Origin of the sequence: Bacillus cereus group sp. BfR-BA-01350 (genome assembly GCF_022663775.1) — a bacterium.
GTDB classification, from domain to species: domain Bacteria; phylum Bacillota; class Bacilli; order Bacillales; family Bacillaceae_G; genus Bacillus_A; species Bacillus_A paranthracis.
On the sequence record NZ_JAKUGD010000002.1, the window covers coordinates 565,253 to 588,013 of the forward strand.

The following is a 22,761-nucleotide window of genomic DNA, read 5'->3' on the forward strand; positions in this document are numbered from 1 at the left end:
ATTAAAGCTCCTTAATCTGCTTCGTAAGTTCCATAAATCGTTCATCCAGTGCTTTATATTCTTTGTCTTTAGAAGTTAAAAAGCTTAATTTCCCTAATACTTCTTGTCTCTCTGTTTCTAATGTTAAACGTAGCTCTTCGATTTCGTCTCTTGTTTTCGTAGGTTCTTCGAGCTGCTTTTGTATTGTATTGTTTACAAACACAAGCTTTGTATTAGTTGTTTTCTCCAGAAAATATCGATCATGAGAAACGATAACGAGTGTTCCGTTATACTCAGCTAATGTATTTTCAAGCTGTTCACGTGAAGGAAGATCAAGGTGATTCGTAGGTTCATCTAAAATAAGTACATCTTTTTCATCTAAAATATAATTCATTAGCTTACATTTTACTCGTTCACCCATACTCATATATCGAATCGGCTCTTTCCATTGGGAAGATTCAAACCCTAAATGTTTCATTAAATTTTGGACTTTTCCTCTTTCTTCAAACGTCTCTTTGAAAAATAAATCTTCTGGTGTTTTTTCCAGCGGTAAATCAAATACTTCTTGTGTTAAATAACCGATGTTTGCTGAAGGTGAAATCCATACTTCTCCTTCAGCAGTTTCGTTTCCCATAATCATCTTCAGTAAAGTTGTTTTCCCGCTACCGTTTGGGCCAACAATCGCAATCTTCTCACCGTGCTGAATTGTAAAATTAACGTTTTCAAATAATATCCGATTATTAAATTCTTTCCGTAATTGTTTTACTTCTAAAAAACGTTTCCCTACTTTTTTATTCGCTTGAATAGAAAATTCAACCGAATAATCTTCTTTCACACGTTCAACTTTCGTTTTCTCAAGCTCTTTTTCAAGACGTTTTCGTTTCGATTTTACTTGCGCATCCATTCGCTTCGCCTTTACACGATAAAACTCTTTCACACCTTCTTGTTTTGTGGACTGCGCATGTGCCTTTTGTGACCATGAGCTTAATTCTTTTATATGAGTTTCTACTTGTTCTATCTTTTTTTGTTGTTTTTCATATTCACGCTGCTGTGTCATTCTTTTGTGCTCACGTGCTTTCATATAACTTGTATAATTACCACTATGGTCAATTAATTTCTTATCCTCAATTGACCATATTCTAGTCGCGACAACATCTAAAAAATATCGATCATGTGATACGACGATAACTGTACCTTTCATATTTTTAATTTGCTTAATGAGAAATTCTGTACTCATCTCATCTAGATGATTTGTCGGTTCGTCTAATATTAAGACATTAGGATTTTCAGCAAATCCTTTTGCTAATCGAACTTTTAGCTTTTCACCACCACTTAAAGTAAAAAAATCATTCGTTGGGACGCCCCATTTCGCAAGAAGCTCTGCTTCTTTTGCAATTATATCCTTACTAACAAAAGATTCTTTTTCTTGTTCAACATATGCTGTTGTCATGTTCATTTGCATCCATTCAACAGTACCTTTTGAAGGCTCAATCTTCCCATTTATTAATTGAAGTAACGTTGATTTACCAGCACCGTTTTTACCAATTAATCCGATAACATCCCCTTGTTTTACTGTCACATTCATTTTCTCTAACAACATATTTTCCTTTATTTCAACATAAACATCATTTAATTTTAATAGTTCTTTCATAATACCGATCCCTTTCATTAAGGGAGAATAAAAAAATCCTCCCAAATAAATTTGGCAGGATTAGTCGTTACATTATTTATACCCAAATAAGCTATTGCGCAACATAAATAGCAATACCGTTGTTTGGAAATTGGGCAGACTAATCCTATTTTTTAGAAATTGAAATGTATTGAATTTCAACATTTAAAAATAAGATTAGTTAATCATCGTCCACCCATCATTCCTTTCCGTCATTAATAACCATATTGTACCATACTAATACTGTATGAGTAAATGCAATTATTTGTGCTGTTAAAAAGATTGCTTTCTTTTAGGCTTATTTATCATTCTTTAACTTCATATTGAACAAGCACAAATTACATTGATTGTAATACGTCCTTTAGAATTCCCCAGTAAAAAACTTCTAAACTCTCTATTATATAAAAATAAAATATTATTCGTTACCCAATAATAACTTATTGTTTTTCAATAAATTATCATTGATTACTACCCTTTAATAAGCTATTATATAGTTGCAGAAAATATTAATATAAGGATTGAATTTATGGACAGGACATTAAAAATCACAAAATTAAATATATTTTTAAGAATCGTTCTCCTCCCGATTGTAGTAGGGATAATTGTTGGTATACTAACTAAATTAGGTCAAGGTATACTTCCAGGAAATTGGCATTCATTAGCTAACTTAGGAAGCGTTTGGTTAGTTCCATCCTTTTTCGTGGCTAGCCTTAGTTATTCTAAGCGTACAGCTATGCTTTCTGGTATCCTTGCACTACTCGGTATGGTATTAGGCTATTATGGTTATGCAATAGTTATTAAAAATGTAGCTCACTCTATTTATTTTATATCTGTATGGATTGTATGTGCATGTATAGGAGGAACTATCTTTGGAATTGCAGGTTTTCTATGGAAAGATACGACAACTTCACTTCATAAATTCGGAAGCGCACTTTTAAGTGGAGTTTTTGTAACGGACGGACTTCACATTCTATTAAACTTTGAAGATTACAGTCACATGTTACCTGTTGGATATACGGAAGTGATAGTCGGAATTATCTTGATTCTTGTATTAGAACGCTCTAATGCTTATCGTGTGTCTTCTTTCTTAATGATGATTCCTATCACTATTTTAGGATTAATTGGGTATAAATTATTAAGTTTGTTTACTTAATTACAATACTGTATCATGAAAAAACAAAAGACTAATTGTATTATAATCCACAAAACATATCACGTATTCGAACATTATACTTATACATAGGATAGATCCATGAAGCTATCTCTTTCAAAGGGGTGGCTTTTTTCTTACAAAAATATTTATCAGCTTTTTATTAAATCCTTCAAATTTAACAATCGTATTTATTAGTGTGTCATTATACATACTAATATGACGTTTTACCATTTCATATAACCGCTATACAAAAAGGCTAAAAAACTTATCTCCAAAGTTCTTTAGCCTAGATTACTTATTTTTACACATTAAAAAATTTAATACGTACAACGGTACCTTTACCAACTTCTGAATGGATTTCTACACTATGTCCTAATTGTTTCGTAATTTCATATACAAGATATAGCCCCATTCCAGTTGATTCTTTAAAATCTCTGCCATTTTCCCCTGTAAAGAATGGTTTGAATACTCTAGGTAAATCTTGCTTCGGTATGCCTACACCGTTATCAGCAATTTCAAGTATGACTGTATTACCTTCCTTACAAGCTTTCACTTTAATCTTCTCTCTACTACCAGATGAATATTTAATCGCATTCGATAGTATTTGTCCAATTAAAAATTGTAACCATTTTGCATCACTTTCTACAGTAATATCTTTTTCAACTTTAAGCTCTGGATACACAAAATTCCGGATAAAGAAACGTTTATGTTCATGCACAGAATCATTCACTATTTTATGTAGCTGTACTTTTTCTACATAAAAATCTTGTGTAAATGCTTCTAAACGTGCAACATACAATGCCATCTCTAACCCCTTTTTCAGTCTATCTGTTTCCTCATTTATACTTTCGAAGCGTGGATCAACTTCATCTTGTGTAATTAATTCTATGACAGATAAAGGTGTTTTCATTTGATGAATCCACTGATTCATAAAGGTTAAATGATCATTATTTTTTCTCTCTTGTATTTGAAGCTGATTTTGATAATGGCGATACTGTACCTCAAGCAAGTGTTGAAGAGCAGCAGATATAGCTGCAAAATCAGATGTTTGAACCGATTCATCTAAAGATTGCATCGGGTTTGCTAATCGTTCATAGAAAGTACGATGAGTAAAGTAACGAAATACTAAATAGCCTACCATAAAAAAGGCACCTAAAAACATTGCATACAATGCCGTCGCAATATGCTTATGTCCATCAAACCAATATACGAGAAATATGGATAGTAGTTGAATTGCTGTAAAACAAATAAGTGGTATATGATCACGTATAAACAGCCTTATCATTTTTCCACACCCGTATCCCAAGTAATGTGCAATCTATATCCAACACTACGAATCGTTTCAATCGCATCCTCAATCTGTAACGTTTTTAACTTCTTTCGCACACGTGTCGTATTTACACTTAATGTATTATCATCAACATAGGATTCGCTATCCCATAATTTATTTAATAACACCTCTCTACTCACTACACGCGGATAATTTTTCATTAACATTTCTAATAAAATAGCTTCGTTTCTCGTTATATCAATCTCTTGGTTCCTAAGCTTCAATACAAGCCTTTCGGGATATAAACAAAGTCCCTGTTGCTCAACCATCCGATCTTCTACTTTCGGTGCATAATCTCCGTAAGCACGTCTTAAATGACTTCGAATTTTAGCCATTACAACTTCGTAATGGAATGGCTTTGAAATGAAATCATCACCACCGTTTTCTAACGCCATAACTTGATCCATCGTACCTTCACGAGCTGAAATAAATAATATCGGACACGTGGAAACTCCGCGAATTTGACGACACCAATAGTACCCATCAAAACTCGGTAAATTAATATCTAATAAAACTAACTCTGGTTGTTCTTCTAAAAAAATATTTAATACATTTTGAAAATCAGATACAATAATTCCTTCATACCCGTATTTCGCAACATGTGTTGATAATAATTCTGCTATTTTCATATCATCTTCTACAATCATAATTTTAACCATTATTTACTCCTTTATCGATCCGCAATCGTATATACAATTATATAAAATAAATAATACCTTTTTTTATTTAATTCGTAAATTTAAAAAGGATACTTTTATACAAAAGCATCCTTCTTCTATTATTCTTACTTAATATGAAATTTACTCAAATTAAAACCTAGCTTCTCCACATAGTCCAAACTTAGTTCCATTCGTGCCGTTTTAAGCGGGTCCACAACTTGACAAACTTTTAAATCGCCGGCAGCTGATAATAAAAGTGTTGCATCAGCTTTAGACATTTCTAATTCTTCATGTAAAAATGTCACCATATTACGTACAGCACGATTCGCTGCATCATCTAGCAATTTCTCTGAAGCAAGCGTCATTATTTTTTCTTTTTGAATAGCCATTGGTAATGGCCATTTCTTTCCTTTTATAATATGAACTGTTACCGTCACCTCACCAGCAACCTCTACTCCACTAACACCAATTTCACCGTCACCCATCGCTGCGTGTAAATCACCTAATGCTAATAGAGCACCAGGAACATTTACAGGTAATAATAATGTTGTCCCTTCTTTTATCTCTTTACAGTCCATATTCCCGCCGTGATCATGCGGTGTGCCACATGAAATACTCTCTTCTTTTGGAGCAGTTCCAATTACACCGATCATTGGATTAATTGGGATTTGTAGTTCATTCGAAAACAAAACATGTTTATTATGTATTGGGACAATTTTCACTGTATTTTCATGTAGCTCTTCACCCATTACACCAAGATTCATACCTGTAGTTAAAACACCTTGCTCTGCAATTTGAATCTTTTCAATCGTTACGGCTAATATGTCACCAGGCTCTGCACCACTGATATATACAGGTCCAGTCGCCGGATTAATTCGGTTCCAATCTAATTCTTGAAACGCAACATCTTCAGAATCAATTTGATTTTCAAAGCAATCATATGTTTCAAATATAAGGCGACTCCCAATTTCTACTTCCATACATGGTTTATTTTCTGGTGACATTGCGTAAATGATATGGTCTTTCTGAATTCGATGCATATTATCTCTCCTCTTTATATTAGTCTACAATTACTAATTAGCTTTTTTCATAAAAGCTCCTTTTAATAATTAATGAATTTACATATAGAAAAGCACTTAGCTTATTTTCATACATACACTCTTTACTATAACAGGTAAAGAAAGTTGGTATCACTATGCCCCTTATTCCATATAACGAAAGCGATGTTGATTTACTAGCTCGTTTAATGCGTGCTGAAGCTGAAGGCGAAGGTCGACAAGGTGAACAACTTGTTGGCTGCGTAGTAGTAAATCGTGTATTTTGTGATTGCTTAGATTTTAAACAACTCCGTACCGTACGTGATGCTGTATATCAAAGCCCTGGTGGATTCGAAGCAGTGCAATACGGATATTTTTATCAACGCGCTCGTGAATCAGAAAAAGAAATCGCACGAAAAGTTTTACAAGGTGAGTGGCGCTGGCCTGCACGATGGGCTCTTTGGTATTTCCGTCCAGTTGGAGCTTGTCCGCCTGAATGGTATAATCAGCCATTTGTAGGACAGTTTAAAAGTCACTGTTTTTATGAACCTAGTGGTGATGAATGTCCGAAATTGTATTCACGGTAGTAAAATTTGGAACGCAAGTACTTAGAATTTTGGGTACTTGCGTTACTTTTAACTTTGTTTTAGAAATCTAATAATGCAATGGTTTTTTCTATACCTACCACATGTATTAATAATGGTATACGAGGACCATTTGATTGATTCATAATGAGTTTATATATAATAGTGAATAATTGTTTTTGATTTCCTTTCATTATTTTTTTATTTTCATGATGACAAATCGAATAAAATTGCTCCATTATGTTTGAATAATCTTTATTTGAACGCAATATTTTACAAACTTCTACTAACCATTTTTTCTGCTTTCCCTCTAATGTGTTATAAAACTCTGTATTTTTCTCCTGATTTACCGCAATTAATTTTTCGGATTGAAAGTTTCTTATCCAATGCTCTGCACGATTACTTATCGCAATCATAGCATCTAATGCATAACTTCTATCTATTTCTTCTAATGTACCTTGTAAAATGGGTGAATTAAAATTTAATAGCGGCAATATTCCTGCTACTTGATTAAATTTCGGATATTCTTTAAATCCGCTATCTACTCTAGAAAGCTTAATTGCATCAAATAAATCTTCATTTTTGAGCATTTTATTCTCATAACTATCTTTCAATCGTTCATATTCTGTATAATTGCGAATTACATCTTCATCAAGACCGATATGAAACGCTGCGTCTGGCCTATATTTTGCAAACATAAATAGAATCACTTCGGGCAAATACACTTTTAGCAACTCGCTAGGTGTAATACTATTCCCTGAGGAACTAGACATTTTTTCATGATGCCCTTTAATTCCAATAAAATCGTAAGCAATGTAATGAGGCGCTTCACGATTGAATATTTTTCTCGCAATTTCTTTTGATACATTATAACTACCCGTTTCTGATGAATGATCTCTTCCGCCCGGCTCAAAAACAACATCCTCTATCATCCATCTCATCGGCCAATCGATTTTCCAATTCAGTTTCATTTCATTTGTATTTAATACCGATAATTCAGTTTGATTTCCGCATTCACATTCATACCGAACTGTTTTTAATACTTCATCAAAATGTGTAATCGTTGTCGCATCTTTCCCGCATTTCTCACAATATAATGTAACCGGATAAAAGCCCTCTCGCTCTTCTTCACTACACTCTCCAGTTTTAAAACTCATTAAAATATCATATATTTCTTTTCTTTTATATAAAGCCTCCAATATGTTTTTGTTATATCTTCCACTTCTATATTCAGCATGTTGATATATGAATTCCACTTCAATCCCAAATACTTGAAGCGATTCCTCAAACTCTTTTTCAAAATGCTCGGCATATGAATTATGACATCCATACGGATCTGGTATATCACAGTATGGCATTCCGATATACTTTACAAAAGATGAATCAACATTTTTAGGGACTTTTCTAAATCTGTCGTAATCATCCCATGAAAATATAAAACGAGTCTTTTTCCCTAAATCTTGAAGCGCCCTTACAACAAAATAAGTCGTTACGGTTTCACGAAAGTTCCCAATATGAACAGAACCAGATGGACTAATTCCAGATGCGCAAACAAAAGTTTCTTTGTTTGGATGTTTTCTAATTAATTCGTGTGCTACTTCATACGCCCAATGCATATGTTACTCACCTCAATTGTTTTTTGTTTTCAGATTTTCAGTTTTATACAATAAAAAAACTCCCACCCCCAAGATTATTCATCTTGAGGACGAGAGTTGTTAGCTTCGCGGTACCACCTCAGTTTGTCAATATGTCACCATATTAACCTCTTCAGGTACGGCAAAATATGCTTATACCCTATCTCTATAACGGGAGATCCCGTCGCACCATCCCTAAATAAATTAGTTCCTTGCGCAGCTCCAAGTCTTTTTTCATTAAGATGTATACTGCTCTTTCTCAGCTACCAGAGCTCTCTGTACGTATTCTTTCTTAACTACTCTTCTCTTCCATGCCATTTTAAATATTAGTTTTTTCATATGATAATTTATAACGCTATTATTGTCAAACTTTTCCGAAATAAAATTATATAATTATCTAAAAAAATTCTTTATCGCTTCTAATTGAATTTTGTGGCTACACTCATCACAACAATATACCCCTTTTGGTTTCTCTTTAAATCGCTTATATTTTTCACTACCTTCATAAACACGAAATATATTTTTACAAGAAAAGCAAACAATTTCATAAAACATCATATGCATTTTCCTCTCCATATTTATACATTTTTTAATCACTCAAGAAAATCACTATTCCATGGTACAAATCTTAATATCTTCTGATTAAAAGGTTTACCTCTATTCTTATCGAATTATATAAATATCTTATAAAGCGAGGTGAACATCTTGGACAGTAATATAGAATTAATTTTAGATGCAAAAGCAAGTTTAGCCGAAGGACCATGTTGGGATGAAAAAAAGCAACTTTTATACTGGGTTGATATTGCGGAGAAACAATTATGCATATTTAGTCCTACCGCTAATACAAACCGAGTAATTGCTCTCAATCAACAAATTGGTTGTGTTGTTCCATATTTAGATGACGTACTGCTCCTAGCTATGGAAAACGGCTTTTATTCTATTAATGTAAAAACAGAAAAACTGACACATATTTTTGACCCTGAACCACATTTATTTAATAATCGTTTTAATGATGGAAAATGCGATCCGGCAGGACGTTTTTGGGCAGGTACTACAGATACATACGGTATTAATGCTGCTGGTTCCTTGTATTGTTTAAATAATAATTTAAAGGTAGAGAAAAAAGTTTCACATGTAAATACATCAAATGGCATAGCTTGGTCACCTGACCACACATACCTTTACTATATCGATACACCTACTAAAAAAGTAGTTCGTTTTCATTATGATATATGCTCTGGAGTAATTCGTAATCCAAGTGATGTAATCATTTTCCCCGAAAATGACGGTCTACCTGATGGTATGACAATTGACGAGGAAGGTTGCTTATGGATTGCTCATTGGGGAGGTTCAAAGATTACTAGATGGAACCCTTCAACTGGAAAACAAATGTTAAGTATCCCGATTCCAGCGCTATATGTAACATCTTGTACATTTGGAGGGCCCAATTTAACCGACCTATATGTTACAACAGCCAGAACAAGAATGACGGATGACGAATTAAAGCAATATCCACATGCTGGTGGTATTTTTCGAATTCAAACAAATGTAAAAGGTTGTCCTACCCATTCATTTTGCAATAATAATATTGGAGCTGAAACACTATGAATCGTATTAATTACATAAGACAAGCAGAAAAGAAATATCACGACCTTTGTTATGAACAATATAAACTATTTGAAACTGGCTCTTGGCTGTACAAACCAGTTAAAACAGTTATGGACTTGATGGATCACTTTGAAGGACAAAACAACTTGCAAGTACTTGATCTCGGCTCTGGCGTCGGAAGAAATAGTATTCCCATTGCACAAAAGATACAAAATACTAGTGGCACTATTACATGTGTGGACTTACTTGATTCCGCTTTAACAAAATTACAAACTTATAGTAGAAAATATGGTGTAATTAATAATATTAAAACCGAACAAGCAGCAATTGAAAACTACTACATCCAACCTGATACATATGATTATATCATTGCAGTATCAAGTTTAGAGCATGTTCAATCAGAAGAAGATTTAAAAAACGTGCTCCATTCTATGAAAGAAGGTACAAAAAGTGGCGGTATTAATTGTTTAATTATTAACTCGAACATACAAGAAATTGACTTACATACGGATGAAGAATTAGATGCTTTAATTGAAATTAACCTTCCTACTGAAGATATGATACATCTATTAAAAAGTATTTATAAGGAATGGAAAGAAATTAAAGTTGAAATAAAAGAATTAGTCTATGCTATTGTTCGCGATGGAAGGCATATTCAATTAAAAACAAATGCTATTACGTTTGTTGTTCAGAAATAAAACTATAAAAGGTAAGGTTTTCCCCTCATACATTCATAGAAATATCCTTACCTTTCAATTATAAATTCTTCATAAAATTGCTCAGTTATTAGTTTTAGCTTCATCTAAAATATTATTTTTATTAGAAATACTATTCAGCTACTAATTGAATTCATTCATTTATTAATAATTGCTTGTCGAGCTTTTTCTTTATCATCAAAATAAATAGTTGAACCTTTTAAAATTTGATACGTTTCATGCCCTTTGCCTGCAATCAAAACGATATCATTAGAAGATGCCATGTTTATTGCGTGAGTTATTGCAAGTTCACGATCTACTTCTACTTTATAATTCAAATTATTATTTTGCAAAAATCCTTTTTCAATATCTTTCATTATTGCCTGCGGATCTTCCGAACGTGGATTATCAGAAGTAATAAAAACAAAATCGCTATAACTTCCAGCAATTCCGCCCATTATAGATCGTTTTTTTGTGTCTCTATCTCCACCACAACCGAAAACAGTGATAACTTTACCTGTTGAAAACTCGCTAATTGTAGAGAGAACATTTTCTAACGCATCCGGTGTATGAGCATAGTCCACTATTACAAGAAAATCTTGATTTTCATCTATAATTTCCATTCTACCTTCAATACTCTTTAAGTTAGATAAGCTATCACAAATGTTTGTAAGCGGAATACCTTCAACCATTGCAACTGTTATTGCTGCTAATGCATTATAAACATTAAAACGACCTACAAGATTAAGACTAACCTCTATTTCTCCATTAAAAGACGAAACTAAAAAACGAATTCCTTTTGGGCTTAAAGTTATGTTCTTCGCTTGAACATCTGCTCTATTATGTATTCCATATGTGATAACCTCAGCTGAAGTAATTTTTTTAAAGTATTCTACCGATGGATCATCTGCATTCAAAACAGCTATTTTTTTATCCGTAGTAGATAAATCATTTCCTAATCTTGAAAAAAGAAGACCTTTTACATGCTTATATTCATGAAATGTTCCATGATAATCCAAATGATCTTGCGTTAAATTTGTAAAAACAGCTATTTTAAAGTTACATCCTTTCACTCTTTCCATATGTAAACCTTGTGACGTAACTTCCATAACACAATAATCTGCATTTTGATTTTTCATCATTTGCAAATTCCGTTGAAGTGTTGGAGGTTCTTGCGTATTAATATCAGTAGGATACCATTTTGAATCAACTTTCACTCCGTTATTCCCCATGAGCCCCATGTGATATCCATAATCACTTAAAATTTTTTCAAGTAAATAGGAAGTAGTTGTTTTCCCATTTGTACCTGTAATTCCAATTAGCTTCATTTTATTAGATGGATAACCATAGAAGTGTGACGCAATAACTGCCATAGCATATCTAGCATCTTTAACAATTATTTTAGGTATCTCAATATTTACATCCCTTTCTACAATTAACGCTACAGCACCATTCTTCACTGCATCTTCAACAAATTGATGTCGATCTTCAAGAAAACCATCGATACCTGATACACATATAAATAGATCTCCATCAGTTATCTTTCTAGAATCCATTTCTAACCCCGTAATTTCTACATCCATATTGCCAATAGTTTCTTTAATCAATAACAAATTCGCCAGCTCTTTTAGTTTCAAATGTCCCGCCCCCTTAAACATTTTCCCTATTTATTTTACCACTTTATACAAAATAATGGTTTAAAACCCCATACGGGTTTAACGAAATTTATTCATCTTAAATAAACAAAAAATAAAAGAGCACTTGTTTCCGCAAGTGCTCTTTTGGGGATTTTGAGATACCCTATTAACGAAAGTTACGGTTACTTAAAGTTAATAGGTATTTCTATTATATGCTTGTCCTTTTTATTTGTGCATAATCAATATATAAACATCTTTAATCATTCTTAATAACTTTTCGTTATAGTTCTTTCTGACATGTTATCTTTAAGAAATTGATTGAAGGTTTATTGACCATATTCTTATTTGGTTCATCAATTTCCGAAACTTGTACTAGTCCATATTTTTTAAAATCTTGTTTTATAGATTCAGAATCATAGAAGAACATTTTTACGCCTTCCATTATCTCATAATAGTCTTGCTCCAACTGTTTTCCTTTTCCGTACATTGGAGCTTTTTTAGAAACAGTTGTAAAAACCATATATCCACCAGGTTTTAACTGATTATAACAATCTTTAATAAATTTCTCTCTTTCCTGTTCATTCAACAAATGAAGAAGTGCATGACTAAATATCCCATCATACAGTTTATTATCAAAAGGCATTTCGTTTACTGAACCGTGATAGATACTAACATCTTCTAGTCCGTTTTCTCTTGCTAAATCAATCGCTGTTTTCGAAATTTCAATACCTGTTACATTTATACTATTTTCGATAAATACCTTTGCGTTTCTTCCATAGCCAATACCCGGAACTAATATGTCTTTAACATTGTTTTCCACAAAAAAATCTTTTGTCAAAATTGCAGATTCTGTAGGTTCAAACCCCCACATTGTTTGCTTCTCAATAAAGCTTGATTCCCAAAATTCCATTATGATTCTATCTCCTTGTTCTAATCCTATTTTTAGTATCACATTAAAAACTTATAAATTTTAGTGCTGCGGTTACCTATGCCAAATTAATTTTTTACCACATTCACTATAGGTTCATTGAATATAGCATAATAATAAGCCTATATCTAATTTTAAGATTGGCTTATTATTTCCCCTATATTAGTGTGTAAAAAAATAGAAAAACCAATACTTCCGTTGTAGCATTGATTTTTCTTAAGATAAATTATCTTTTTATATTGTACTGATCTATTACTTTTTCTAACATTTCTAAAGTTATCGGTTGAGCTTTCTCTATTAATTGGTAACCAATCCGCCCATTCGGTTCAGCTGTAACTTGCTGTAAACTCTTTAAATCATGAATCCCTTTTTCTCTTAATTGCATATATAGTTGTTGTTCCGACATTTTCGCCTTCATCAAATTCTCTTTTACAATCTCTCCATTTTCTACTACTATAATGCTACTGCCATTTAGGAATTGTTCCATCTTCTTTGATTTCAATTCAAAGAAATGAATGATAAGAAGGACGCCTGCAAATATTACAGCTGCAAATATAGATGGGCCTACTTTCCGACTTAATACAGGCTCCACAATAATACGTGCAATTGATACTACTATAATAATTTCAGCTCTTGTCATTTGGCTAACAGATTTACTACCTGTCATTTTTAATGCAATAATCCCAGTCAGAATTAAAATAATGCTTTCAAAAATCATATTCATAATAGCCCAATCCTTTAATGGTGAATGTTACTAGCATTCCCATTTCATATTGCATTCTAAATGTATTTTAATTAAACTTTTTTGTAAAAATCAAACTTACATATACTGAAAAAGAATCTATTTTGACCAACCTTTTTTCAATAAGGATTTGATGTTCCATCTTCCATTGTCAAAAAAATAAAAAGCACCCGAATGGATGCATATAGATTAAACTTATTCATTATTACTTTCTTCACTTTCATCATCAACTGATTTGGAGTCTAACATGCTGCCTATATCAGGCGGTAAAGCTAACTCTATTCCAGCTACTGGTTGATTATCTTCATTAAACCATTGTTTCTTAAATTTAATCAATTCTTCATTTTTCTTATTTTCATTCATATTATCCCCCCTTTTATGTTTGATATTAAACTCTTTACTTAATATGTACACTGAGAAAGATAATATACTATTTGTACATAATGAAAGAGCAAAAACCATTCTCTGTTTTCACAACCCGTTGTACCTATTAAAGAATCCACGTACATGTTACTCCGCGCTCTGCTATCATATTAGTGTCTAAACATATGTGGGCTATGTGACAAGTACCTGGTCATTTTGTTCATTATTCATATGAGACAAATACTTTTAAAGGGGTAATTATTCCTTGACTTAATTCCTCAAAACATTGAATGAGTCCTGTATGTTGTATTTCATGTTGAAAAATCTCTTCTATCCATGGTGTTTGTTTTATTTGACTAAAAAACCAATCTGCATGTTGTTGATAATTATATCCGTCACTTGAACCAATGATCCGCAGTTCTTTCTCATAAAAATCAGCGGTTAATGTTAGTTCCTCTAAATTCCCATCAGAAAGTATACATATTTCACTATTACTGTTAAGTGCTTTTTGTAATGTATGAAATCCGATATTTGTAGCAGAACATTCGAAACCGTAATTATATGTTTCTATTATTTGTTCTTCTGATTCATATATGTTTTTCGCACCAAAATTCTTTGCAAAATCTCTTCTATTTTTATTAGGTTCAACAACATCTACATGCTTAACACCTACATAGTATTTTAAAAAATAACAAGCGAGTAAACCAATAACTCCCATTCCAGTTATAAGTACTTTTTCATCCTGTCGCATATTTAGTTTTAATACTCCTTTAGCAGCATCACACGAAAGAATAGATAATAAAGCAACTTTAGGTTTTATTGAATTAGGAACTCGAATCACTTTATGTCCCTTAACTATTCCTATCGTTTCATGTCCATAAAAAGAAACTACTTTATCGCCTATGTTTAAATTCGTTACTTTATTACCAACTCGAATCACTTCACCATAACTTTCATATCCAGTTTTTCTTGGATAAATAGGATTTGTATCTGAAACATCCGATTCTTTATACTGTGGTAACTCTGCTCCAATACTTATTGCACCTGCAATTGTTTTAACGTTAATTTCATCATTCTGTATAGACTTAATTTCGCGCGTTTCCCACTTAAGACGTTTTGGTCCTTCTAAAACTAATTTATTTTGTTCCATTTATAACCCTCACATTTTATAAAAATATATTCTCACTACATTTCAAACAATGTATAATAAATTCATCTAAAATTTAAGCTATAACGTTGGCTAGCACCCAACAGTGATAATATGATAATTGAATTTGATGGATATGGTATAAATGAGTATGTAGCTGGACAATGCGTTTCAATTACGAAATTAAAAAGGATGTATTTGAATGTAAAACATGAGGGGATTTCTAACGGTGGTGTCATCGATCTGTTTTGTGTTCGACATAATTATGAATGTCTTCCCCGCTCTTTTTGTAAAGACATTATAAGTGATATTGTAATCGATCTAGATACCGACTATATTTATTTACCTAATCTATAAGCCTATCTTTGTCCTTTTCCTTTATTTACCGTACATTTCTGCCCAGCACCTAATAAACAATTAACCATAAATTAACTATTCTGATAACATTTTAAGAAAAGTTGTTGCCGCCCAAATGAAATACGCAAGTTGCGTCATGATATACATCGTAATTTCAAAATCTGTAAGCTTTCTTTCCCTTTTTATTTTCTTTAAATATCTATAAAAACAAAATGAACATAGAAGTAATAAAACAATAGACATTTGATATAAATTTTCCACTAAAAGAACTGCCATTTATTTCATCACCTTTCCAATAAAAAAGTATATAGTTCAAGCATATCATGTTAATGGAATTAATTACCATAATTTTCAAATTAAATAATCTTCCTAAGTAAAAGAAGTCACTTTTTTTTAATGTTTCAATACAATATTATGGAATTCACTACGCTCTATATAATATTAGATTACTTTTTCTTTTAATGTACATGCTTAGGAGGAAGTTTTACATGCAATTGATTCATAACATCAAAAAAGCGTTTCATAACTTATATGACTACGATACGGCCAATCTAATATCCGCTATTCAATCATTAAATATTACACTTCATAAAATATCTCCTTTTATTACTTCACCAATTAACCTTGAATACGGAAGAAATGTTATCTATAAGTCTGAATTTGTGGAGATTTTAGTATTAAATTTCCCTAGCAAAGCAAAGACTCTTATTCATGATCACGGAATATCTATAGGATGTATATTAATAGTCAATGGTACGCTACAAAATATTACGTACGAAAAAAATAGCAAACGGATTGAAGAGTTTACAGAGGGAAATATTTTCACCGTAAAAAAAGATACTGTGCATAAAATGTATAATGCTACAGATTCAACAGCAATAACATTCCACGTATATTCACCACCATTAAAAGATGTACAAATATATGAGTAATCTTTAAAAGGAGGAAATATGCAAAATTTAAAGGATCACTATATAAAGAGCTTACAAGATGGTCGAAATGTTTGGCTCTATGGAAAAAAAGTAGATGTAACTACAGACAACAATTTTGCGGGGACACTATGTACTATTTCTAATTTATTTTCGTTATTTGATGATCCCAAACAGAGAGATTCTATTGGATATGTGAGCCCAAAAACGAAAGACTTTGTTCATAAATCATTTTTAGTTCCCAATTCCTATAATGAATTATTAATGAGAAGAACTGCATTTGAAACATGGAGTTATGCTACAGACGGTGTAATGAGTAGACTATCTGATTACGCAAGATCGAGACTTACTGGCTGGTACGTATCAAGAGATTTTTATAAAAAGTTCGATGCACAGTTTCCAGATAAAATCGCATCTTATTATGAAAAAGCTAGGGATAATCACTTGTTTTTAAGTGTAGTCCAACGTGATCCACAAATAAATCGCTCAACAGAATCAATGTTAAATGCAAATGACTTAGGGTTGCTAAGAGTTACAAAAGAAACTTCTGATGGAATTTATTTAAGTGGTGCGAAAATGATAGGAACTGCTTCTCCTTATTCAAATGATTTATTAATCTACCCATTAACAAAACTGACTGACACTCAAAAAGATTTAGCTCACTTTCTTATCGTGGCAGCCAATTCTCCAGGATTACATATGGTTTGTAGAGAACCATATGCAAATACAACTTCAAGCACAGTTGATTCCCCTATTAGCTCACAGTATGATGAAATGGATGCACTATTAATCTTTGATAATGTATTTGTCCCTTGGGAACGTGTTTTACTTTATAATAATCCAGAAGCAATTTGGGCTATAAAATCAGATACAGCTTCTAGTAGTTTAGCTTATCATCAAGCTATAGTACGATTACTAATAAAGCTAGAATTTATAACTGCGATTGCTTTTGAAATTGCTGAAGCAATTGGAGCTCACACTTATTTGCATGTTCAAGAAAAACTTGGAGAATTAATTATGCAAATCGAAACAATTCGCGCACTTTTAATTGCTGCGGAAGTTGAAGGTACTACAAATGAAACAAAAACTTATTTACCAAACTTTAAATATATCGAAACTGCAAGGAATCTTGGTTCTAAATATTATCCCCGTGCAATAGAAATTTTACAATTAATTGGAGCAGGTGGCTTCATTCAACTTCCTTCAAGCTCGATTGATTTCCAGAGTCCGATAGCTAATTTATTGAAAAAGCACTTAAAAGGAACAAATATAGATGCCGAGCAACGCACAAAATTATTTAAGTTAGCCTGGGATATTATTGGAAGCCCATTAGGATCAAGACACGAATTATACGAAAGATTTTACGCGGGAGATCCAATACGAAATACAGCTACACAATATGTAAATTATGATAAAAATCACTTTAAAAAGATGCTAAGTAAATATTTATGATGAAAAAGAGCACCCTTTGCTAAGAGTGCTCTTAAAAAATATATAATTATCCAGTTACATATATAATTGCTCCGACCACAACTGCTACTTTTCTCCGTAATGGTTTCATCTTATTCACCTTTATGTTTCTAATTAAGCTTTATAACTTTTGGTATATGCTTCCTATCATATTTCCTCGTATAGATTTCTCCATCTGGAGTAACGAATTGTAAAACAATCTCACCACATACCCCATCTAGTATTTCAAATTCACCTTCTGCATTTGAAATACTGCGTTTCTTACCTTTAATAGAATCTTTATAAATTTTCACATTAAATATAGGTTCGTTATTTTGACCTATGATAATACCTCTTGAATACTTACCAACCGCAATGCATTGATCATCTTTTTTATCATAATTAGTCACAACTATAGCTCCAATTATTACAGCGATACACACAAACTAGAGAATTACTTTGCGTCTCACAACAAACTTCCTTATTCATTTTATTCTTTTTTAAATTGAAAATTTAGACGTTCCACTTGTTTGATTTCCTCCATTATTTTACGAATTCCTTCTTCAATCCTATCTTCCTTTACATTCGATACGTTCAACTTTAATAGTCTTTGTTTCGGAAAACCTCTCACATAATTCTTATCAATCGTATCAATACTGATTTGCATTTCACTTAGTCTTTGTATCAACATGTCCGAAATACTTGTTTTATGTACTTCTAAACAAGTATGGATTCCAATTGTATTTTGCTTTTTATGTGTGAATAAAAGCGGGTTTTCACTATGCATTCTTTCTAATGCTTCTGCTAGTTTTTTAGATCTATTATCATAGGAAGATTTAATTTTATTTTTATGGCGTTCGAACATGCCACTCTTTATATAAATTTCTAAAGCAGCTTGAGATATCATGGGGCTATCAATATCTAGTATCTTTTTGTATGTATAGAAAGCATTTGCAATGGACGGTGGAATGACCGCAACTCCAACCCGTAAACCTGGAAAAATAATCTTCGAATAACTTTTTAAATATATAACATGATTACCATAATCCAAGCTATATAACGGATCGGCTTTTGAATCTATTTCTAAATCTGCTAAATAATCATCTTCTACTATAAATACATTATATTTCTTAGCCAATAGTACGATTTTTTCTTTCTCACCTTTAGAATAAGAGGTTCCAAGTGGATGATGATATCTTGGTATTGTATAAAAGAATTTTATTTTACCTGTTCGAAAAATACGTTCCAATTCATTTAAGTCAATACCTTCATTCGTACGTTTAATACCGATTACTGGAACTTTATTTATTTCTAGATATTCTATATATAAATGATACGTTGGCTGTTCAACTAATATTGTTTCATTTTCATTTGGAAATGAGATAGAAGTTAATATTGCAAGTGCCTGTTGCACGCCTGACGTTATAAAAATATTGTCTTCTTTCGTGAACACTTGATAATTCGCCAACTGTTTTTGAATGACTGGAATTAAAGATGGTAACCCTTTCGGTGTTCCGTATACGAACAAATCATTTTTATAAGTATCAATAGCCTTATTAATGCAATGCTGAAAATCTAAATATGGGAAAACATCTGGATCTGGTGCTGAAGAAGCGAAATCAATTATCTCTTTATTTTCTATAGTACTCCCAGATTTCTTAACAACGTAGTATCCACTTTGAGGGACAGAATATATAATGTGACGCTTTTCTAATTCATAAAGCGCACGTATAACTGTTGCCTTATTACATTCATATTGCGCAACGAGTGACCGTATTGATGGTAATTTTTGTCCTTCTTTTATCTCTCCATGTTGAATCATTTTTTCTATATCATTTAAAATATGTAAATACTTATACATTCTTTCACTCCCTTATAGAAGTATTTAAAAGGCCCCTCATTCTCACAGTCATTATAAAGTAAAAAATACATCCTTTCTATCATTTTTAATTTTAACATTATTTCACATTCCCTCCTCTTAACAAGGAAATTACAATTAATAAATAGAATATCTCTATGAATAAATGAAAAGTGAGGGATATGTAATGCAGCGCTTAAATACGATTGATATTAGTAACGTTCTAGAATTAGAAAATACTCTTTCTACTTTATTAAATGAAGTGATTTCTTCAAAACTAGAACTTGAAAACTGGTTAAAAGAGCAGTCAAAAGTGATTTGGGAAATCGAAGAACAATTAAGATCACATTATATTGCCTTTCAATGTAATACGGATGATGAAGAAATAAAAGATACTTTTGAACATGATCAACAATTTGTAAAGCCACTTTTAAAGCGGTACCAAAATTTATTGGATAATAAATATTTAAAGTCACCTTTTCGAATGGAATTAGATTCTAACGTATATGGTTTGTTGGATGCAAAAATAAAAAATGCTCAAAAGTTATTTTGTGAGGAAAATATTGAATTAGAAGTAAAGGAAGACAAATTAGTCACAGAGTACTTTGAAATCACTGGAGGATTAATTGGAATTTGGGACGGAGAAGAAAAAACGATAACAGAATTACAATCCTATTTACAAGATTCAAATCGTGACATCCGTAAAAAGGCAAAAACCATTATTTCTGAACAATTTTTATCTGTTGAAAAAGAACTCCAAAACATATTAAATCAATTAATTGAAATTCGCCATCAAAAAGCAAAAAATATTCAACTAGAGAATTATCGCGATTATATGTTCAAAAAATACGAGCGTTTTGATTATTCAGCGAAAGATTGCTATGAACTAGCTGAATCCATACGTAAGTATGTTGTGCCTCTTAAAGATAAAATATTACTAGAGAAAAAAGAGAAACTGCAAGTGGATGCGCTTCGCCCGTGGGATGTATCAGCTGTAACTCCAGATCAAAAAGTACTTAAACCAATTGCAACTGAAAATGATTTAATTGAAAAGAGCACTCATATCTTTAATAAACTAGATGTTGAATTTTCAACACTATTAAACCGAATGTATAAACACGATTGTCTTGATTTAACAAGCCGCAAAGGAAAAGCAGCTGGAGGCTTTTGTGAGTACTTACCAACTTCACAATTATCATTTATTTTTATGAACTTAAATTATACACAAGATGATATTATCACTTTTATACATGAAATGGGTCATAGTATTCATAACGAACTCATAAAACCATTAGAAATACGACAGTATATAGAAATTCCAGCTGAAACAGCTGAACTAGCTAGTATGACAATGGAGTTATTCTCGCTTAATTATTGGGATACCTTCTATACAGATAAAAAAGATTTAAAACAAGCAAAAATTAACTTCTTTAAAGATGTTATTTCATATTTACCTGTTATGCTTATTGTCGATCAATTTCAACACTGGCTATATGAAAATCCAACTCATACTTCTGAAGAAAGAAATGAAAAATACTTACAACTTCAAAAACATTATCAGTCTAACGTCATACACATTGATGGCTACGAAAACTGGATAGCAACGAGTTGGTTACCTGTACTCCATATTTTTGAAGTACCATTTTATTATATTGAATATGCGATCGCCCAACTTGGTGCATTACAAATGTATAAACAATATAAAGAGGATCCCAAGCAAGCACTAGAAAATTATAAAAAGGCATTATCACTAGGAAGCTCGCAATCTATAAAAGAAGTGTATAAAGCAGCCGGTATTCGTTTTGATTTTTCTGGTGAAACAATTAAAGAATTAATGCTATTTGTAGAAAAAGAATTAGAATTACTTGAGCAATTATAAGAAGAAAACTACACTTATATTTTAGGTGTAGTTTTCTTCTTTATTTTATTAATCAGCTCTATATACTGAGTATCTCCATATCCGATTGTTGGAAAAAGTTGAAACAACTTTGTTAACAATTCACGAGTTGATAAATCTTTATTTTTAGAGATAAATTTCATTACAGCATTATCTTCTTTTAGCATTTCTAAAAATAAGTCTATAGCCTGATACATTACTGGCAATGTTTCAACAGATGGTTTTTCATGATTCACGAGCACTTCTTTATATGCAGAGTGATAGTTTTCTAACTTTATTTCAGTTTGACTTACTTTAAATTCATTCTCTCTGAAGCTATTCAAATATACTTTCCCTTCATAATAAGACTGTTCAAGGTATGAAAGTATTGTAAGTAGATTCATTTGGCAAAACATATCTTCACCAAACCATAAAACAATACATTTATACTTTTTCGTAAAAAGTTTTTCTAATGGATCTATAACCTTTTTTGTATAACTTTCTATTGAACTGTTATGTCCTTCTGCTCTTGTTTTAATAAACTCTTCATTAAAAACTTGTTTAGTAGCGGGATTTACACACATCGCTTCGTTAAATGGCACATAATCAGACTCCCCCATTAGCTTATCCGTTTTAAATTCTTCATACATAACTTGACCATTTAATATGTTAAGTACCTCTTTATCGAATAGCTCACTTTTCCTATTTCGTAACTGATCAACCTCTATTTTTCTAGAAATATTTATATGAAACACCCCTTCTTTATTTAAATTGAGTTTAACAAATGATTGAATAGGCATTTTGCTAAGTTGGTATTCTCTTGGATTGATTCCAAAAACATTTTTGAAAGCTCTACTATAAGCCTCTTGGGAAGAGTAATCGTAATCCAATGCGATCTCAATTATTTTCCTACCATTCTTTAAATCTTCTGTAGATAAATACAACCTTCTAAGAAGAATATAGTGTCTAATACTGAAACCCGTTACTTGATGAAATTTAAAAGAGCAATAATAAGAAGAATACCCCATATAACGAGATAATTCATCTAATGAAAATCCCTTTTTCAAATTGTGCTCAATCCAATCAATCATCTGCTGTATATGTTCATTCATTTCCTTCACTCCTTA

23 protein-coding genes and 1 other annotated feature are annotated in these 22,761 nt (G+C 31.9%); of the genes, 8 read left to right on the plus strand and 15 right to left on the minus strand.

Going from position 1 to position 22,761, the window contains the following annotated elements:
• Nucleotide 1: 1 nt before the first annotated feature.
• The gene (gene abc-f / locus MR147_RS07105; RefSeq protein ID WP_242303874.1) at nucleotides 2-1,630 is read right to left on the minus strand and encodes a ribosomal protection-like ABC-F family protein; all 1,629 of its coding nucleotides are present in this window, start codon (nucleotides 1,628-1,630) and stop codon (nucleotides 2-4) included.
• Nucleotides 1,631-2,174: 544 nt separating this feature from the next.
• Between abc-f and MR147_RS07110 the strand changes: the two genes are divergently transcribed.
• On the plus strand, nucleotides 2,175-2,801 hold the full coding sequence (locus MR147_RS07110; protein WP_074608777.1) for a DUF6518 family protein: 627 nt from the start codon (nucleotides 2,175-2,177) through the stop codon (nucleotides 2,799-2,801).
• A 301-nt stretch (nucleotides 2,802-3,102) separates the two neighbouring features.
• Here MR147_RS07110 and MR147_RS07115 read toward each other — a convergent pair whose 3' ends face one another.
• The 3 genes from MR147_RS07115 to MR147_RS07125 form a co-directional block, all read right to left on the minus strand.
• Nucleotides 3,103-4,086 (minus strand): sensor histidine kinase, encoded by a 984-nt coding sequence (locus MR147_RS07115; protein ID WP_074608779.1) that lies wholly within the window; start codon nucleotides 4,084-4,086, stop codon nucleotides 3,103-3,105.
• Nucleotides 4,083-4,790 carry a response regulator transcription factor gene (locus MR147_RS07120; protein ID WP_074608781.1) on the minus strand — a complete coding sequence of 236 codons (708 nt, stop codon included), beginning with the start codon at nucleotides 4,788-4,790 and terminating at the stop codon, nucleotides 4,083-4,085. The genes MR147_RS07115 and MR147_RS07120 overlap by 4 nt, the downstream gene beginning before the upstream one ends.
• Before the next feature lie 125 nt (nucleotides 4,791-4,915).
• The gene (locus tag MR147_RS07125; RefSeq protein ID WP_242303875.1) at nucleotides 4,916-5,830 is read right to left on the minus strand and encodes an acetamidase/formamidase family protein; all 915 of its coding nucleotides are present in this window, start codon (nucleotides 5,828-5,830) and stop codon (nucleotides 4,916-4,918) included.
• A gap of 155 nt (nucleotides 5,831-5,985) precedes the next feature.
• On the opposite strand from MR147_RS07125, the gene MR147_RS07130 reads away from it, so the two are divergent.
• Nucleotides 5,986-6,414 carry a cell wall hydrolase gene (locus MR147_RS07130; protein WP_001128419.1) on the plus strand — a complete coding sequence of 143 codons (429 nt, stop codon included), beginning with the start codon at nucleotides 5,986-5,988 and terminating at the stop codon, nucleotides 6,412-6,414.
• 59 nt (nucleotides 6,415-6,473) lie between these two features.
• Here MR147_RS07130 and lysS read toward each other — a convergent pair whose 3' ends face one another.
• A complete protein-coding gene (gene lysS, locus MR147_RS07135; protein WP_074608785.1) occupies nucleotides 6,474-8,027 on the minus strand; it encodes a lysine--tRNA ligase in 1,554 nt (517 codons plus the stop codon).
• Between the two features lie 82 nt (nucleotides 8,028-8,109).
• Nucleotides 8,110-8,366, minus strand: a binding site (T-box leader).
• Nucleotides 8,367-8,438: 72 nt separating this feature from the next.
• Nucleotides 8,439-8,609, minus strand: a complete 171-nt coding sequence (locus tag MR147_RS07140; RefSeq protein WP_000551046.1) for a DUF2197 domain-containing protein — start codon at nucleotides 8,607-8,609, stop codon at nucleotides 8,439-8,441.
• Between the two features lie 141 nt (nucleotides 8,610-8,750).
• Here MR147_RS07140 and MR147_RS07145 point away from each other — a divergent pair, with 141 nt between their 5' ends.
• The gene (locus tag MR147_RS07145; protein ID WP_139302823.1) at nucleotides 8,751-9,653 is read left to right on the plus strand and encodes an SMP-30/gluconolactonase/LRE family protein; all 903 of its coding nucleotides are present in this window, start codon (nucleotides 8,751-8,753) and stop codon (nucleotides 9,651-9,653) included.
• Nucleotides 9,650-10,351 (plus strand): class I SAM-dependent methyltransferase, encoded by a 702-nt coding sequence (locus tag MR147_RS07150; protein ID WP_074608788.1) that lies wholly within the window; start codon nucleotides 9,650-9,652, stop codon nucleotides 10,349-10,351. The genes MR147_RS07145 and MR147_RS07150 overlap by 4 nt, the downstream gene beginning before the upstream one ends.
• 155 nt (nucleotides 10,352-10,506) lie before the next feature.
• Here the strand turns inward: MR147_RS07150 and MR147_RS07155 are convergent, their stop codons facing one another.
• The 5 genes from MR147_RS07155 to MR147_RS27345 form a co-directional block, all read right to left on the minus strand.
• On the minus strand, nucleotides 10,507-12,006 hold the full coding sequence (locus MR147_RS07155) for a UDP-N-acetylmuramoyl-L-alanyl-D-glutamate--2,6-diaminopimelate ligase (RefSeq protein WP_242303876.1): 1,500 nt from the start codon (nucleotides 12,004-12,006) through the stop codon (nucleotides 10,507-10,509).
• Between the two features lie 259 nt (nucleotides 12,007-12,265).
• Entirely contained in the window at nucleotides 12,266-12,895 is a 630-nt protein-coding gene (locus tag MR147_RS07160; RefSeq protein ID WP_000397617.1) for a class I SAM-dependent methyltransferase, read from the minus strand.
• Nucleotides 12,896-13,139: 244 nt separating this feature from the next.
• Nucleotides 13,140-13,637 carry a DUF421 domain-containing protein gene (locus MR147_RS07165; protein ID WP_001055958.1) on the minus strand — a complete coding sequence of 166 codons (498 nt, stop codon included), beginning with the start codon at nucleotides 13,635-13,637 and terminating at the stop codon, nucleotides 13,140-13,142.
• A 213-nt stretch (nucleotides 13,638-13,850) separates the two neighbouring features.
• Complete coding sequence (locus tag MR147_RS07170; protein WP_014893697.1) at nucleotides 13,851-14,018, minus strand: hypothetical protein; 168 nt, start codon at nucleotides 14,016-14,018, stop codon at nucleotides 13,851-13,853.
• A 223-nt stretch (nucleotides 14,019-14,241) separates the two neighbouring features.
• Entirely contained in the window at nucleotides 14,242-15,168 is a 927-nt protein-coding gene (locus MR147_RS27345; protein WP_074608792.1) for a zinc-dependent alcohol dehydrogenase, read from the minus strand.
• Between the two features lie 111 nt (nucleotides 15,169-15,279).
• On the opposite strand from MR147_RS27345, the gene MR147_RS07180 reads away from it, so the two are divergent.
• On the plus strand, nucleotides 15,280-15,522 hold the full coding sequence (locus tag MR147_RS07180; RefSeq protein ID WP_049111239.1) for a hypothetical protein: 243 nt from the start codon (nucleotides 15,280-15,282) through the stop codon (nucleotides 15,520-15,522).
• Between the two features lie 75 nt (nucleotides 15,523-15,597).
• Here the strand turns inward: MR147_RS07180 and MR147_RS07185 are convergent, their stop codons facing one another.
• Nucleotides 15,598-15,798 carry a hypothetical protein gene (locus MR147_RS07185; protein WP_000279698.1) on the minus strand — a complete coding sequence of 67 codons (201 nt, stop codon included), beginning with the start codon at nucleotides 15,796-15,798 and terminating at the stop codon, nucleotides 15,598-15,600.
• A 212-nt stretch (nucleotides 15,799-16,010) separates the two neighbouring features.
• Here MR147_RS07185 and MR147_RS07190 point away from each other — a divergent pair, with 212 nt between their 5' ends.
• Together MR147_RS07190 and MR147_RS07195 are read left to right on the plus strand one after the other, a co-directional pair.
• Entirely contained in the window at nucleotides 16,011-16,454 is a 444-nt protein-coding gene (locus MR147_RS07190) for a cysteine dioxygenase (RefSeq protein WP_074608793.1), read from the plus strand.
• A gap of 18 nt (nucleotides 16,455-16,472) precedes the next feature.
• The gene (locus MR147_RS07195) at nucleotides 16,473-17,903 is read left to right on the plus strand and encodes a 4-hydroxyphenylacetate 3-hydroxylase family protein (RefSeq protein ID WP_074608794.1); all 1,431 of its coding nucleotides are present in this window, start codon (nucleotides 16,473-16,475) and stop codon (nucleotides 17,901-17,903) included.
• Between the two features lie 128 nt (nucleotides 17,904-18,031).
• Here MR147_RS07195 and MR147_RS07200 read toward each other — a convergent pair whose 3' ends face one another.
• Both MR147_RS07200 and MR147_RS07205 read right to left on the minus strand, forming a co-directional pair.
• Nucleotides 18,032-18,343: a carboxypeptidase regulatory-like domain-containing protein gene (locus MR147_RS07200; RefSeq protein ID WP_175574536.1), complete on the minus strand. Its 312-nt coding sequence runs from the start codon at nucleotides 18,341-18,343 to the stop codon at nucleotides 18,032-18,034.
• Between the two features lie 47 nt (nucleotides 18,344-18,390).
• A complete protein-coding gene (locus MR147_RS07205; RefSeq protein WP_074608796.1) occupies nucleotides 18,391-19,761 on the minus strand; it encodes an aminotransferase-like domain-containing protein in 1,371 nt (456 codons plus the stop codon).
• A gap of 184 nt (nucleotides 19,762-19,945) precedes the next feature.
• Here MR147_RS07205 and MR147_RS07210 point away from each other — a divergent pair, with 184 nt between their 5' ends.
• Nucleotides 19,946-21,637 carry a M3 family oligoendopeptidase gene (locus tag MR147_RS07210; RefSeq protein ID WP_074608798.1) on the plus strand — a complete coding sequence of 564 codons (1,692 nt, stop codon included), beginning with the start codon at nucleotides 19,946-19,948 and terminating at the stop codon, nucleotides 21,635-21,637.
• 14 nt (nucleotides 21,638-21,651) lie between these two features.
• Here the strand turns inward: MR147_RS07210 and MR147_RS07215 are convergent, their stop codons facing one another.
• Nucleotides 21,652-22,746: a helix-turn-helix domain-containing protein gene (locus tag MR147_RS07215; protein WP_080493746.1), complete on the minus strand. Its 1,095-nt coding sequence runs from the start codon at nucleotides 22,744-22,746 to the stop codon at nucleotides 21,652-21,654.
• Nucleotides 22,747-22,761 lie beyond the last annotated feature (15 nt).